14 protein-coding genes are annotated in these 14,161 nt (G+C 70.2%); 10 read left to right on the forward strand and 4 right to left on the reverse strand.

Annotated features, from left to right (window positions below; genetic code table 11):
- Complete coding sequence (pstC, locus tag IQ220_RS04995; RefSeq protein ID WP_193813840.1) at positions 1 to 966, reverse strand: phosphate ABC transporter permease subunit PstC; 966 nt, start codon at positions 964 to 966, stop codon at positions 1 to 3.
- Between the two features lie 148 nt (positions 967 to 1,114).
- Between pstC and dnaK the strand changes: the two genes are divergently transcribed.
- Genes dnaK through murQ form a run of 4 tightly spaced genes read left to right on the forward strand, consistent with a single transcriptional unit; the run spans position 1,115 to position 6,053 of the window.
- The gene (gene dnaK / locus IQ220_RS05000; protein ID WP_228008868.1) at positions 1,115 to 3,544 is read left to right on the forward strand and encodes a molecular chaperone DnaK; all 2,430 of its coding nucleotides are present in this window, start codon (positions 1,115 to 1,117) and stop codon (positions 3,542 to 3,544) included.
- Positions 3,545 to 3,555: 11 nt separating this feature from the next.
- A complete protein-coding gene (locus IQ220_RS05005; RefSeq protein WP_193913394.1) occupies positions 3,556 to 4,608 on the forward strand; it encodes a DnaJ C-terminal domain-containing protein in 1,053 nt (350 codons plus the stop codon).
- A 39-nt stretch (positions 4,609 to 4,647) separates the two neighbouring features.
- Positions 4,648 to 5,121: a DUF3110 domain-containing protein gene (locus IQ220_RS05010; protein WP_193913396.1), complete on the forward strand. Its 474-nt coding sequence runs from the start codon at positions 4,648 to 4,650 to the stop codon at positions 5,119 to 5,121.
- Positions 5,118 to 6,053 (forward strand): N-acetylmuramic acid 6-phosphate etherase, encoded by a 936-nt coding sequence (gene murQ / locus IQ220_RS05015; protein ID WP_193913398.1) that lies wholly within the window; start codon positions 5,118 to 5,120, stop codon positions 6,051 to 6,053. Before IQ220_RS05010 ends, murQ begins: the two co-directional genes overlap by 4 nt.
- A gap of 25 nt (positions 6,054 to 6,078) precedes the next feature.
- On the opposite strand, the gene mtnP is transcribed toward murQ, so the two are convergent.
- Complete coding sequence (gene mtnP, locus IQ220_RS05020) at positions 6,079 to 7,035, reverse strand: S-methyl-5'-thioadenosine phosphorylase (RefSeq protein ID WP_186699591.1); 957 nt, start codon at positions 7,033 to 7,035, stop codon at positions 6,079 to 6,081.
- 96 nt (positions 7,036 to 7,131) lie between these two features.
- Between mtnP and IQ220_RS05025 the strand changes: the two genes are divergently transcribed.
- The gene (locus tag IQ220_RS05025; protein WP_186699592.1) at positions 7,132 to 7,572 is read left to right on the forward strand and encodes a peptidylprolyl isomerase; all 441 of its coding nucleotides are present in this window, start codon (positions 7,132 to 7,134) and stop codon (positions 7,570 to 7,572) included.
- Positions 7,573 to 7,611: 39 nt separating this feature from the next.
- Here IQ220_RS05025 and ribBA read toward each other — a convergent pair whose 3' ends face one another.
- A complete protein-coding gene (ribBA, locus tag IQ220_RS05030; protein WP_370566329.1) occupies positions 7,612 to 9,348 on the reverse strand; it encodes a bifunctional 3,4-dihydroxy-2-butanone-4-phosphate synthase/GTP cyclohydrolase II in 1,737 nt (578 codons plus the stop codon).
- A gap of 41 nt (positions 9,349 to 9,389) precedes the next feature.
- Between ribBA and argC the strand changes: the two genes are divergently transcribed.
- Positions 9,390 to 10,454, forward strand: a complete 1,065-nt coding sequence (gene argC, locus IQ220_RS05035) for an N-acetyl-gamma-glutamyl-phosphate reductase (protein ID WP_193913400.1) — start codon at positions 9,390 to 9,392, stop codon at positions 10,452 to 10,454.
- On the opposite strand, the gene purN is transcribed toward argC, so the two are convergent.
- Positions 10,451 to 11,155 carry a phosphoribosylglycinamide formyltransferase gene (gene purN, locus IQ220_RS05040; RefSeq protein WP_193913402.1) on the reverse strand — a complete coding sequence of 235 codons (705 nt, stop codon included), beginning with the start codon at positions 11,153 to 11,155 and terminating at the stop codon, positions 10,451 to 10,453. The genes argC and purN overlap by 4 nt on opposite strands.
- Here purN and IQ220_RS05045 point away from each other — a divergent pair.
- Genes IQ220_RS05045 through IQ220_RS16445 form a run of 4 tightly spaced genes read left to right on the forward strand, consistent with a single transcriptional unit; the run spans position 11,139 to position 14,153 of the window.
- The gene (locus IQ220_RS05045; protein ID WP_186699595.1) at positions 11,139 to 11,483 is read left to right on the forward strand and encodes a DUF1257 domain-containing protein; all 345 of its coding nucleotides are present in this window, start codon (positions 11,139 to 11,141) and stop codon (positions 11,481 to 11,483) included. The two genes, purN and IQ220_RS05045, sit on opposite strands and share 17 nt — an antisense overlap.
- Before the next feature lie 8 nt (positions 11,484 to 11,491).
- Positions 11,492 to 13,249 (forward strand): PDZ domain-containing protein, encoded by a 1,758-nt coding sequence (locus tag IQ220_RS05050; protein ID WP_193913404.1) that lies wholly within the window; start codon positions 11,492 to 11,494, stop codon positions 13,247 to 13,249.
- Entirely contained in the window at positions 13,246 to 13,839 is a 594-nt protein-coding gene (locus tag IQ220_RS16440; RefSeq protein WP_370566330.1) for a peptidoglycan recognition family protein, read from the forward strand. The genes IQ220_RS05050 and IQ220_RS16440 overlap by 4 nt, the downstream gene beginning before the upstream one ends.
- Complete coding sequence (locus IQ220_RS16445) at positions 13,836 to 14,153, forward strand: N-acetylmuramoyl-L-alanine amidase (protein WP_370566331.1); 318 nt, start codon at positions 13,836 to 13,838, stop codon at positions 14,151 to 14,153. The genes IQ220_RS16440 and IQ220_RS16445 overlap by 4 nt, the downstream gene beginning before the upstream one ends.
- The last annotated feature ends 8 nt before the right edge of the window (positions 14,154 to 14,161 follow it).

Below are 14,161 nucleotides of genomic sequence, written 5' to 3' on the forward strand. Positions count from 1 at the left end.
TCAGTAGCGGAGGCTGAGACGACGCACCAGCCACTGGGCCAACACGTTGACGAGGAAGGTGAGCACCATCAGCACCAGGGCCGCATACATCAGCGCTGACACCTGGATGCCGCTGGCCTCCCCGAACTGGTTGGCGAGCATCGCCGCAATCGTGTTGCCCGGAGCCAGCAGGGAAAAGCTGAAGTTGAGGGCGTTGCCGATGATCATGGTCACGGCCATGGTTTCGCCCATGGCGCGGCCGAGGGCAAGCATCACCCCGCCGGTGATGGCCGAGACGGCCGCCGGCAGGATCACGCTGGTGATGGCCCCCCAGCGGGTGGTGCCCACGCCGTAGGCCCCTTGCCGCAGTTCAACCGGCACCTGGTTGAGGGCATCGCGGGAGATCGAGGTGATGATCGGCAGGATCATCACCACCAGGATCAGGATCGCCGGCGCCATGCCTGGCCCACGCGGCACGGTGTCGAACAACGGCGACCAGCCCAGCAGGCCGTGGAGGAGATTCAGGGCCGGCCGGATGGCCGGCTCCATCACGAAGATGGCCCAGAGGCCCAGCACCACCGAGGGGATGGCGGCCAGGAGCTCCACCATCAGACCCACGGCGTTGCGCACGAACGTCGGCACCAGGTCTTCGGTGATGAAGATCGCCGTGCCCACGCCGAGGGGAACGGCGATCAGCAGGGCCAGCAGCGAGCTCACCAGCGTGCCGTAGATGGCGATCAGGGCGCCGTACTGATCGTTGACCGGATCCCAGGCCGAGGTGGTGAGGAAACGCAGTCCGAAGGCCTGGATGGCGTCCTGGGAGCCCCGCAGCACCACGATGAAGATGCCCAGCAGGGCAATGGCCACCACCGAGGCCAGGCAGAGGGTGAGCTGGCGAAAACCGATGTCCACCAGCTTGTCTGAGGGGGGTCGGCGGCGCAGCGTGAAGGCGTCGTCGCTGGCTATGGGGGGCACGGCTGCGGTCATGGCGATCCGGGCGCGCTGTGGTCAGTCCACGGGCGGTCCGGTCCCCAGGAATGTACGAAGCGCTCCCTGCCGGTGCATTAAGTCGTGATTAACGCCGGCCAGCCCGGTAGTTTTGGGGCGCCACAGGGGTGACGGGGCCGCGCAGTTCATGGGTCGCATCGTCGGCATCGACCTCGGGACCACCAATTCGGTGGTGGCGGTGCTGGAGGGCGGCCGTCCGGCGGTGATCGCCAGCGCCGAGGGCAGCCGCACCACCCCCTCGGTGGTGGGCTTCAACCGCGACCAGGAGCTGCTGGTGGGGCAGCTGGCGCGGCGGCAGCTGGTGCTCAATCCCCGCAACACGTTTGCCAACCTCAAGCGCTACGTGGGGCGCCGCTGGGACGAGCTCGAGGAATCGAGCCTGGGCGTGCCCTACACGATCCGCGCCAACGACCAGGGCAACGTGCGGGTGGTGTGCCCCGCCACCGAGCGCGAGTACGCGCCGGAAGAACTGGTGGCCAGCGTCCTGCGCAAGCTGGTGGACGATGCCGCCACCTACCTCGGTGAGCCGGTGGAGGCGGCCGTGATCACCGTGCCCGCCTACTTCAATGACGCCCAGCGCCAGGCCACCCGCGACGCCGGCCGCCTGGCGGGCATCAGCGTGGAGCGGATCCTGAACGAGCCCACGGCGGCGGCGCTGGCCTACGGCTTCGATCGCTCCGCCGTGAAGCGGGTGCTGGTGTTCGACCTCGGCGGCGGCACCTTCGACGTGTCGGTGTTGCGGATCGCCCAGGGGGTGTTCGATGTGAAGGCCACCAGCGGTGACACCCAGCTGGGCGGTAACGACTGGGACCGCCGCATCGTGGACTGGCTGGCCGATGGCTTCCAGCAGGAGCACGGCCTCGACCTGCGCCGTGACCGCCAGGCCCTGCAACGCCTCACCGAGGCGGCGGAGAAGGCCAAGATGGAGCTCAGTGGGGTCCAGAGCACGCCCATCTCGCTCCCCTTCATCGCCACGGGCTCCGACGGCCCCCTGCACATTGAAACCAGCCTGGAGCGCCGCCGTTTCGAGGCCCTCTGCCCCGATCTGCTGGATCGGCTGCTGCGCCCGGTGCAGCGCGCCCTGCGCGATTCCAACCTGGCGGCCGATGAGATCGACGACGTGGTGCTGGTGGGGGGCTCCACCCGCATGCCGATGGTGCAGGAGATGGTGCGCACCCTGGTGCCGCGGGAGCCCTGTCAGTCGGTGAATCCCGATGAGGTGGTGGCGATCGGCGCTGCGGTGCAGGCCGGCATCCTCACCGGTGAGCTGCGCGACCTGATGCTCAACGACGTGACGCCCCTCGGTCTGGGTCTGGAGACGATCGGCGGCGCCATGAAGGTGCTGATCCCACGCAACACGTCGATCCCGGTGCGCAAGAGCGACCTGTTCAGCACCTCGGAGGCGAACCAGAACTCCGTGGAGATCCACGTGCTGCAGGGGGAGCGGCAGATGGCCGCCGACAACAAGAGTCTCGGCCGCTTCCGCCTCTCCGGCATCCCGCCGGCTCCCCGCGGAGTGCCCCAGGTGCAGGTGTCGTTCGACATTGACGCCAATGGCCTGCTGCAGGTGTCTGCCACCGACCGCACCACGGGCCGCCAGCAGAGCGTGAGCATCCAGGGAGGCTCCAACCTCAGCGAGGAGGAGATCGCCCGGCTGCTGCAGGAGGCTGAGGAGAAGGCGGCGGAGGACAGGCGCAAGCGCTCCGCACTCGACCGCCGCAACAAGGCCCTCACCCTGATCGCCCAGGCGGAGCGGCGGCTGCGGGATGCCTCGGTGGAACTGGGCCCCTACGGTGCCGAGCGCCAGCAGCGGGCTGTGGAGCTGGCTCTGCGCGACGTGCAGGACCTGATGGCCCTGGAGCAGAGCGGCAGCAGCGATGTCGGGGAGCTGGAGCTGGCTGTCAGCCAACTGCAGGAGGCCGTGTACGCCCTGAACCGGCGCCTGCTCAGCGAACGTCGCAGTGAGCAGGGCCCGCTGCAGGGCCTCAAGAACACCCTGGGCTCGCTCAAGGATGAGCTGTTTGCCGACGATGACGACTGGGATGACTGGAGTCGGCCGGGCAGTGACCCCTGGGCCATGCCCGCCGGCCGTTCCCGTGGTGGTTACGACAACCTGGGCTCGCCAGGCCGCAATCAACGCGATCGGGGCTACGGCTACAGCGAACCCGGCTACGACGACCGCAGCTACACCGACCGCAGCTACGCCGAGCCCGGTTACGGCGACCGCAGCTCTGCCGCCAGCGCCTATGGAGATCGGGGCTACTCCCGTGGTGAGGAGCCGATGGACTACCCAGGCTCCGATGAACTTGACCTGGACGACCAGAGGGCCGACGTCCAGAGGGCCGACGTCCAGAGGGATGACGACCGCTGGGATGAGGATCGCTGGGATGGTGCCAGGGGTGGTCGGTCAGACGATCCAGACCTCGATCTGAACCGGCCCCGCTCGCGTCCTGCCGAGCCAGCGGCCCCCACTGGCCGGGGCTCCTTCCAGGGCGCCTCCCGCCAGGGAAGGTCGATCTCCCGGGTGTCCGATGACGATCCCTGGGCTGACGGCTGACTCCTGTGGCAGTGCGTTCCTCGGCCCCATCGGACTACTGGGCGGTGCTCGGCCTTGACCCGGGTGCCGATCTCCCCAGCCTGAAGCGTGCCTTCCGCGCCCAGGCCAGGCGTTTTCACCCCGATCTCAACGGCAACGACCCCAGCGCCGAGGAGAGCTTCAAGCTGGTCAACGAGGCCTATGCGGTGCTCTCCGACCCCCGCCGCCGAGCGGCCTGGGAGCGAGGCGAAGGCTCCGGAACGGCGGTGCCCACGGATCCCTTCGCCAGCGGCTTTCCGCGTTTCGAGACTTACCTCGAGGCGCTCTTCGGGCAGCGGCAGCGCTCTCGCTCCACTCCGTTCGATGACGGGGCATCGGGTGTTGACGCCACGTCGTCGGAACCCTTCGAGGAGGAGCCGTTTGCGGAGGATGGCTTCGATGCCCACAGCGGCAGAGGCGATGCCGACGGCAGCGCTGACCCGGCGAGTGACTGGGGAGGGCCGGGCGGCTCCGTGACGCCTTCGCCAGCCCCACCGCCTCCGGTGCAGGCCAGCACGGATGCCGAGAGCACGGTGGTCCTCAGCCCCGAGCAGGCGCTGCACGGGGAGCGGGTGGAGCTGGAGTTGCCCGACGGCACCGCCGTGGAGGTGTGGACACCGGCCATGGCGGGCGATGGCTGGCGGCTGCGCCTGGAGGGCGTCGCCCCCGGCGGTGGGGATCACTTTCTGCAGCTGCGGGTGCGCACGGAGGAGGGGTTGCGCATCGATGGCCTGCGGGTGCAGTACAGCCTTGATCTCACCCCCGCCGAAGCGGCCCTGGGCTGTGTGGTGGTGGTGCCCACCCTGCGCGGGCCGGTGAAACTCACGGTGCCGCCCTGCTCGTCCAGTGGTCGGTTGCTGCGCTTGCGGGGCCGGGGAATGGAGCGGGGCGACCAGCGGGGCGACCAGCTGGTGGAGGTGCGCATCGTGCTGCCGGATCAACTGGCCGATGCGGAAGAAGCCCTCTATGGCCGCCTCCAGGAGCTGGCCGACCAGGCTGCCGAGGAGCCCGCTCAGGAGGCTTCCCAGGAATCAGGCGGGCGATGAGAGAGTGGAGCTCCTGCGCCCCTCCTCCCAGCTCCTCCCATGCCGGTGCACGTGTTGCTCTTCGATCCCGGAACCGATCAGGAGGGGATCCATTCCCTCGAGATCAACGGCCGCACGGTGGTGCTGCTGTTCGAGGCCCGCGATGACGCCGAGCGCTATGCGGGTCTGCTGGAAGCCCAGGACTTCCCCGTGCCCTGTGTGGAGGCCCTCGAGCGACCTGAGATGGAGCAGTTCTGCCAGGAATCGGGCTATGAGGCCCGCTTCGTGCCCGTGGGCTTCCTGCCCCAGAGCCCGGAGGACCGGCTGCTGATCGCGCCGCCGGAGCGCAACATGGACGTGACCACCTGGCAGGAGCAGACCGCCGCCACCGGCGCCGTGGCCGCCTCGGAGGCCCCCCAAGCCTCCGGCCAGCAAGGTGCCGATCCTGCCGGTGAGCAGACCCCGGCCGAACCGATCAGCAGCGGCGATCCCGAGCTTGAGGCCTTTCGGCGCCAGCTGGAGGGCCTGCTGTGAGTCCGGCCGCCGCCACGGGGGCCGATCGGGGCCATCTGCTCACCGAACAGGCCAATCCCCTCAGCGCCAGCCTTGATCAGCTCCCCACCGCCGAGCTCGTGGAGCTGTTCATCGACAACGACCTCGAACCCCAGCGAGCGGTGGCCGCCGCCGCCGCTGCCCTCAGCAGCGCCATCGAGGCGATCACCGCCCGGTTGCGGGCCGGGGGGCGTCTCTTCTACCTGGGTGCCGGCACGTCCGGACGGCTGGGGGTGCTGGATGCGGCGGAGTGCCCGCCCACCTTCTGCAGCCCGCCGGAGCTGGTGCAGGGGGTGCTGGCAGGCGGCGCGCCGGCCCTGCTGCGCAGCTCCGAGGGGCTGGAAGACCTGGAAGACGCGGGCCGCAGCGATCTGCAGGCCCTGGGCTTCGGGCCCGGCGACTGCCTGGTGGGAATTGCGGCCGGGGGCACCACCCCCTATGTGCTCGGCGGCCTGGCCCATGCTTCGGCCATCGGCGCCCTGGCCATCGCCATGGCCTGCGTGCCCGCCGACCAGGTGCCGATGCCCTGCAGCATCGACATCCGCCTGCTCACCGGCCCCGAGCTGCTGGCGGGCTCCACCCGCCTCAAGGCGGGCACGGCCACCAAGATGGCGCTCAACATCCTCTCCACCGGCGTGATGGTGCGCCTGGGCAAGGTGTACGGCAACCGCATGGTGGATGTGGCGGTGACCAACGCCAAGCTGGAGGACCGGGCCCTGCGCATCCTGCGCGACCTGGCCGGGGTGGAGCGCAGCGCAGGCATGACACTGCTGGAGCGCTCCGGCGGTTCCGTGAAACTGGCCCTGCTGATGCAGGCCGCTGGGCTGGAGGCCGCCGCTGCAGCCGAGGCCCTGGCGACCCATGGGCCCAGCCTGCGCCGCACCCTCGCTGCCCTGGGCGCCACGTTGGGCTGAGCAGACCCTGCAGCGGCCGGGGCGATCAGCCGCTGAACGGCCCCCAGTAGGGGCTGGTGAACAGGTCCACGCGGCGGCGCGTTTCGGCGGGAACCTGCTCGGCCGGCGTCATCAGGGCATGGCGCAGGGCCTGGTGAAAGCTGCTGCTGGGTCGCAGCTCGCCCACCCGCTCGGCCGCCAGCCGCACGATCTGCTGGGCCAGGGCGGCATTGGAGCGCAGGTTGTCGATCACCAGCTCCACCGTCACCGAGGCGTGCTCCTGGTGCCAGCAGTCGTAGTCGGTCACCATCGCCAGGGTGGCGTAGGCCATCTCGGCCTCGCGGGCCAGGCGGGCCTCGGTGTGGTTGGTCATGCCGATCACGCCGCAGCCCCAGCTGCGGTAGAGCTCGGACTCGGCCCTGGTGGAGAAGGCCGGCCCCTCCATGCACAGGTAGGTGCCGCCGCGGTGCATGTGGCGGCCCGGCGGCATCAGGCTGTCGCCCACATCGGCCAGCAGGCGGCTGAGGGCGCCACAGAAGGGATCGGCCGCGGTCACATGGGCCACCACTCCCTCGCCGAAGAAAGTGAGGGGGCGCTGGTGGGTGCGGTCGATGAACTGATCGGGCACCATCATGTCGAGGGGCCGGAACTGCTCCTGCAGGGATCCCACCGCCGACACCGACAGGATCCAGCGCACGCCCAGCGAGCGCAGGGCCCAGAGGTTGGCCCGGTAGGGCACCTCGCTCGGCGTGAAGCTGTGGTGGCGGCCATGGCGGGCCAGGAACACCACCTCCAGGTCGTTGATGCGCCCAAGCCGCAGGCTGTCGGAGGTGGGGCCGAAGGGCGTCTCGACGCTGATCTCGCGCATGTCCTCCAGCCCGTCCATGGCGTAGAGGCCGCTGCCCCCCAGCACGCCGAGGCGGGCACGGCGCAGATCGGGCGCGGCGCTGGTGGGGGCCTGCTCGGCAGGGGCGGGGGTGGTGGTGATGGGGGGTGTTGGCATCGGGGGCTTCGGGTGGGAGCCGCGCTCTGGCGGGCGGCGCAAACCGGCCCCATTGTCGTGCCGGCCCCATACAGTCGTGCTTTCTGCCATCCCCCCATGACCAAAGCCCTGATGGAGACGGATGCCGGCAGCATCGAGCTCGAGCTCTTCGATGCCGACGCCCCGAACACCGTGGCCAACTTCACCAAGCTGGCCAAGGAGGGCTTTTACGACGGCCTCGCCTTCCACCGCGTGATCCCGGGCTTCATGGCCCAGGGTGGATGCCCCAACAGCCGTGATGGTGCCCCCGGCATGGCCGGCACCGGCGGCCCCGGCTACCACATCGACTGCGAGATCAACGGCCAGAAGCACAAGTCGGGCACCCTGGCCATGGCCCATGCTGGCAAGAACACCGGCGGCTCGCAGTTCTACATCTGCCATGAGGCCCAGCCCCACCTCGACGGCGTGCACACCGTGTTCGGCCACACCACCAACATGGATGTGGTGCAGGCCCTCAAGAACGGCAGCAAGATCAACAAGCTGACCATTCAGGACTGAGCTTGCCGCGCGACCGATCCGCTGCGGTCGCTGCCGGGCTCAGCGCCAGACCAGAAAGGCCTCGGCCTGCAGCGGCAGCCCCGCCACACCGCCCCCCTGGAGCTCCGCCAGGGGGCGGTGCTGGCATTGCAGCTGGGCGCTGGGATGGGCCGTGCGCTGGGCATCGGGAGTGAGCAGCAGCGCCACGCTTTCGGTGTGCGGCCAGGCGGCCAGCCGGCGTAGAAGGTCGCTGATGCCCTGCTCCCGCAGGCCGTCTGCCCCCCGCCCAGAACTGAGCAGCAGAGCCAGGCCGGGCTGGTTCAGCAGGGCCAGCAGGCGGGGGTGCTCCTCGCGCCCCAGCAGCAGCCCCTGCTCCAGGGCCCAGGCCTGCAGATGGTCCAGCCGCTCCGACCGGGCGGCGTCCGGTAGTCCGCCTGACTCGTCGGCGACGCCACTCCAGGCCAGTACGGCGGTGAGCCCCAGGGGGCAGCTCGGCCCGTCTCCCATCAGGTGGCCGAGCTTGGAGCGCTTCACGGCCAGGTAGGCGGCGTTGTGGGTGCCGGGATCCATCACCAGGGGCACCCGGTCCACCACCTCCAGCCCATAGCCGCCCAGGCCGGCGATCTTGCGGGGGTTGTTGGTGATCAGCCGCAGCCGCTGCACGCCCAGGTCGCTGAGGATCTGGGCGCCGACGCCGTAGTTGCGCAGGTCGGCGGGGAAGCCCAGCCGCTCGTTGGCCTCCACCGTGTCCAGGCCCGTGTCCTGAAGCGAGTAGGCCTTGAGCTTGTTGATCAGGCCGATGCCCCGGCCCTCCTGGCGCAGATACACCACCACCCCTTCGCCGGCCTCCTCCAGCATCCGCAGGGCCGCCTCCAACTGGGGCCGGCAGTCACAGCGCAGGGAGCCGAAGGCATCGCCGGTGAGGCATTCGCTGTGCACCCGCACCAGCACGGGCGCGCTGGCCTGCTCGGGATGGCCCTTGACGATGGCCACATGCTCGCTGCCATCGAGCTCATTGCGGTAGCCGATCGCCCGGAACTCCCCGAAGCTGCTGGGCAGGGCGGCCTCGGCCTGACGGCGCACGAAGCGCTCCGTGTCGAGGCGGTAGCCGATCAGATCGGCGATGTTGATCAGGCGCAGACCATGGCGGCGGGCGTAGGCGGCCAGCTGGGGCAGCCGCGCCATCGAGCCATCGGCATTCTGGATTTCGCAGATCACTCCGGCGGGGTAGAGGCCGGCCAGCCGGGCCAGGTCGACGGCGGCTTCGGTGTGGCCCGCCCGCTTGAGCACGCCCCCCTGGCGCGCCCGCAGCGGAAAGATGTGGCCCGGCCGGCGCAGGTCGCTGGGGCGGCTGCCGGGATGGATGGCCACCTGGATGGTGCGGGCCCGGTCATCGGCCGAGATGCCAGTGCTCACCCCGTTCTCCGGGCCGGCATCGACGCTCACGGTGAAGGCCGTCTGGTTCTCGTCGGTGTTGCGATCCACCATCAGGGGCAGATCGAGGGCATCGAGGCGCTCGCCCTCCATGGCCAGGCAGATCAGGCCCCGCGCCTCGGTGGCCATGAAGTTGATCTGCTCGGGGGTGGCGAACTGGGCGGCGCAGATCAGGTCGCCTTCGTTTTCGCGGTTTTCGTCGTCCACCACCACGATCGACTCACCGTTGCGGATCGCGGCGAGGGCATCGGCGATGGCATCGAAGCGGATGGCACCGGTCACGGTCGCCTCGGAGCTGGCGACGGATGGGTTGCTCAGGGCGGTCAACGGGGGCGGTCGGACCCAGGGGCCCGGTGCAATCATCCTTTATAAAGCCCGCACCACCTCTCCATCGGGGCTCCGCCATGGCCAGAAAGCGCGTCGCGGTGATCGGTGCCAGCGGCTATGGCGGCCTCCAGACCCTGCGGCTTCTGCAGGGCCATCCCGGCTTTGAGGTGAGCTTCCTGGGCGGCGAGCGCAGCAGTGGCAAACGCTGGAGCGCGATCACGCCCTTCCTGCCCCTGCCGGGCGATCCGCTGGTGCAGAGCCCTGACCCCGACGCGATCGCCGCCGCCGCCGACTTTGCCGTGCTCAGCCTGCCGAACGGCCTCGCCGCCCGGCTGGTGCCGCCGCTGCTGGAGCGCGGCGTGCGGGTGGTGGATCTCTCCGCCGACTACCGCTACCGCTCCCTGGAGGCCTGGCAGGCGGTGTACAGCGCCGAGGCCGAGGCGGTGCCCCGCACAGATGCCGACCTCTGCGCCGAAGCGGTCTACGGCCTGCCCGAGTGGGAGGGCCGCCGCCTGGCCACAGCGCGCCTGGTGGCCGCCCCCGGCTGTTTCCCCACCGCCTCCCTGCTGGGTCTGCTGCCCCTGCTCAAGCAGGGCCTGATCGAAACGAGCGGCATCGTGATCGATGCCAAGACCGGCACCAGCGGCGGCGGTCGCGCCGCCAAGGAAAACCTGCTGCTGGCTGAGGCCGCCGAGGCGATCGCCCCCTACGGCGTGGTGGGCCACCGCCACACCAGCGAGATCGAGCAGATCGCCACCCAGGTGGCCGGCCAACCGATCCAGCTGCAGTTCACTCCCCACCTGGTGCCGATGGTGCGGGGCCTGCTGGCCACCCTCTACGCCCGCCTGCGCGACCCCGGCCTCACCGCGGAGGACTGCCGCACGGTGCTGAGCTCCGCCTACCCGAACAGCCCCTGCGTTCAGGTGCTGCCGGTGGGCACTTACCCCTCCACCAAGTGGGTGCGGCAGACTAACCGTGCCCTGCTCTCGGTGCAGGCCGACCCGCGCACGGGCCAGCTGATCGTGATGGGCGCGATCGACAACCTGGTGAAGGGCCAGGCGGGCCAGGGAGTGCAGTGCCTCAATCTGATGGCCGGCCTGGAGGCCACTGCCGGCCTGCCCCTGCTGCCCTTCTACCCCTAGTTCGCCAGTCCGAGCGCCTGGGCGGCCAGGCACACCCCGAGGGGCAGGAGGCGATGCTCCAGCGGCCTGATGCGTGCCGCCAGCTGCTCGCGGCTGTCGCCCGGCAGCACCGGCACCGCCGCCTGCACCAGGATCCTGCCCGCATCCACCGTCTCACTCACCAGGTGCACGGTGCAGCCGCTCAGGGTGACCCCCGCCGCCAGGGCCTGGCCGACGGCATCGAGGCCGCGGAAGCTGGGCAGCAGGGAGGGATGCAGGTTCACCAACCGCTGCGGAAAGGCATTGATCAACGAGGGCGTGACGATCCGCATCCAGCCGGCCATCACCACCAGATCCACCCGGGCCTGATCGAAGGCTGCGATCAGGGCGGCATCGAGGGCGGCGCGGCTGGGCTGCAGCCGGTGATCGAGCAGCTGGCAGGGAACCCCCAGCCGCTCGGCCCGCTGCTGGGCACCGCAGCCCGGGTTGTTCACCACCAGCAGCACCACCTCGGCCTGCAGGGCCGGAGGCGGGCGGCGGGTGGCCTCCACCAGGGCCTCGAAATTGCTGCCTGCCCCGGAGGCCATCACGCCGAGGCGCAACGGCCGGTCCCCCTGGCCGCCACCGACAGCGGCCTGGGGTGGCAACGGCCACTGGATGCTGGGCCAGTGATCGCTAGGGTCAGACAAAGCGGGCCTCGGCTCCATGTCCCATCTCTCCATCCTGCCCACCCAGTTCCGCGACGTTGAGGGACTGGCCGCCAGCCTTGAGGCCCTCGGGCTCACCCCCAGCTACGGCGGGGTGCTGCGGGGCTTCGCCGATGAGCGCCAGTCCGTGGCGCTGCAGGTGAGGGTGGAGGCGGATCTGTGCCTGGGCTGGCGCCGCCAGCCCGACAACTCCCTGGCTCTGGTGGGCGATCTGCAGCGCCTCAGCCGCAGCCGCTCCCTGCAGGGGCTGTTGGGTCGGCTCACCCGCGCCTACGCCGCCCGGATGGCCCTCAGGGACGCTGCGCTCCACTTCAGCGATGCCCAGGTGAGCGTCAGCACCTGAACCAGCCTGTGTCGTCGCCTGCCCCAGCCTGCCCTCGCTTTCAGCTCGATCTCAGTCAGCCCAGCAGCCACCTGGTGGGGGTGAGGCTGCAGCACACGCCCCGGCGCCCGCAGCTGCGCTTCGCGCTGCCGGCCTGGACGCCCGGCTCCTACCTGATTCGCGACTACGTGCGGCAGCTGGAGGGTCTGGAGCTGCACCAGGGGGGGCAGGCCCTGCCTCTGCGCCGCGTCGGCACCAGCCAGTGGCAGGTGGCGCTGCCCAATCTGGAGCCGGTGGAGATCCGCTACCGGATCCTGGCCACCGAGCTCACGGTGCGCACCTGCCACCTCGACGGCGATCACGGCTTTCTGGCCCTGGCCGCCGTGGTGCTCGAGCTGGAGGGGGAGCGCTGGAGCCCCCAGACCCTGGAGCTGCGGCTGCCGCCGCAGTGGCAGGCCTTTGTTCCCCTGCCTGAGAACCCCTCCGGCGGCTGGCGGGCCACCAGCTTCGATCAGCTGGTGGACACGCCGGTGGAGGTGGGGCCTCACCGCTGTCACCAGTTCAGCGTGGCCGGGGTCCCCCATCGCTGGGTGAGCTGGGGCCGCACTCTTTCCGGGGAGGATCTGCCCTCGCCGGCCCCCCGCTGGCTGGGGGATGTGGAACAGGTGTGTCTGGCCTGCTGCCGCCTGATGGGGGTGGAGCGGCCTGCCGCCGCTGCCTATCTGTTCGTGCTTCATCTGAACGCGAATGGCTATGGCGGCCTCGAGCACGACAGCAGCACGGTGCTGCAGTTCGGCCGGCGCCGCCTGGCGCAGCCTGCGGGGCGCCGCAAGCTGCTGCAGCTGGTGGCCCACGAATACCTGCACCAGTGGAACGTGCGGCGGCTGCGGCCGGCCGAGCTCAGTCCCTACGACTACGGCCAGGCTGTGGTGATCCCCACGCTCTGGTTTGCCGAGGGCATCACCAGCTACGTGGACCAGCTCCTGCCCCACAGCGCCGGGCTGTGCAGCGCCGCTGAGGTGCTCGACGATCTCGGCGCCGATCTCAGCCGCTATCTGCTCACCCCGGGCCGGGCCGTGCAGAGCCTGCGTCAGAGCGGCGAGGAGGCCTGGGTGAAGCTCTACCGCGCTGACGCTGATGCCCCCAACAATCAGATCAGCTACTACCTCAAGGGGGCGGTGCTGGCCCTCGTGCTCGACCTGCACCTGCGCCGCGTCGGCAGTGGGCTGCCGGTGGTGCTGCGCCAGCTCTGGCGCCGGCTCGGCTGCGTGGGCCGGGGCTACCACGAAACCGATCTGCTGGAGGCCTTCGCCGCCCAGGCCCCGGATCTGCAGACCCTGCTGCCGGCGTGGCTGGAGGGGTTGGAGGATCCCCCCCTGGCCGCCTATCTGGCCGATGTGGGACTCAGCCTCCAGCCCCGCAGCCAGAGTGGCGCCTGGGTGGGGTGGCAGCTGAAGAGTGGCACAGGGGGCTTGACGTTGCAGCGCGTTGTGCGGGACTCTCCTGCCCAGCAGGCTGGACTGATGGTGGGCGATGAATTGCTGGCCCTGCACGGGTGGCGCCTCCATCAACCAGACGACGTGGCCCAGCTGCTGCAGCCCGAGGCTGCCCTGAGCACGGCTGAAGCCGGCATCCCCCTGCTCTATGCCCGCGATGGCCAGGTGAAAACCACCCTGCTGAGACCAGCCTCCCCCGCCGTTGAGGCCTGGGACCTCAAGCCAGACGCCGAGGCGGACGCGGCCAGCCTGGACCGCCGCCATCGCTGGCTGTCCCTGGAGCTGCCGTGAACCTGCGCCAGCGTCCTTACATGGTGGCCGGCGTCGCGGCCTCGGGTGTGCTTCTTCTCGCCGGCATCGGCTGGCTCGCAGCCACCCTGGGCGGTGCCTCGGCTGGAGACCCCAGCCAGGCCACCCTGATGGAACTGCTGGAGGAGGTGCGCTCGCCCCCCATGGCGCCCCGGGCGGGCCGGCGCAATGCCCCCGCTCCCCCCGTTCCCAGCGACTGGACTTCGCCCCTGGCGGGCGGCACCTGTGCCGGCTCGGGTTCAGCCGATTCACCGCGGCTGCGGGCCCAGCTCGAACGCCTGCGCACCGCACCCCTGCGGCTCAGGATCGACCCCAGCAACTACGGCACCCGCTTCAACCGCGATGCCTTCGGCAACCCCCTCGATCCCACCCCCCGGGTGGTGATCCTCCATGAAACGGTCTTCGGCATCGGCTCGGCGATCAACACCTTCCTCACTCCCCATCCCCGCGACGAAGACCAGGTGAGCTACCACGCCGTGATCGGCCTGGATGGCAAGACGGTGCTGCTGCTCGACCCCAGCTCCCGTGCCTTCGGGGCGGGCAACTCCGCCTTCCGAGGCCAGTGGTCGTGACCAATCCCGACTTCAACGGCTCGGTGAACAACTTCGCCCTGCATGTGAGCCTGGAAACTCCCCTCGATGGCGAGGACACCGGCCCCAGCCACAGCGGCTACACGCCGGCGCAATACGACGCCCTGGCGGTGCTGCTGGCCGACTGGATGGAGCGTTTCCCCATTTCCCCTGACCACATCACCACCCACCAGGCGGTGGATCTGGGCGGCGAGCGGATGGATCCCCGCAGCTTCGACTGGCAGGCCCTGAAGACGCGGCTTTCAGCTCTGCAGGCCTTCTGTGACCGCCCCGCCACCACCACGGCCCTCAACTGACCTGAGCC

The organism is Cyanobium sp. LEGE 06113, assembly GCF_015207615.1.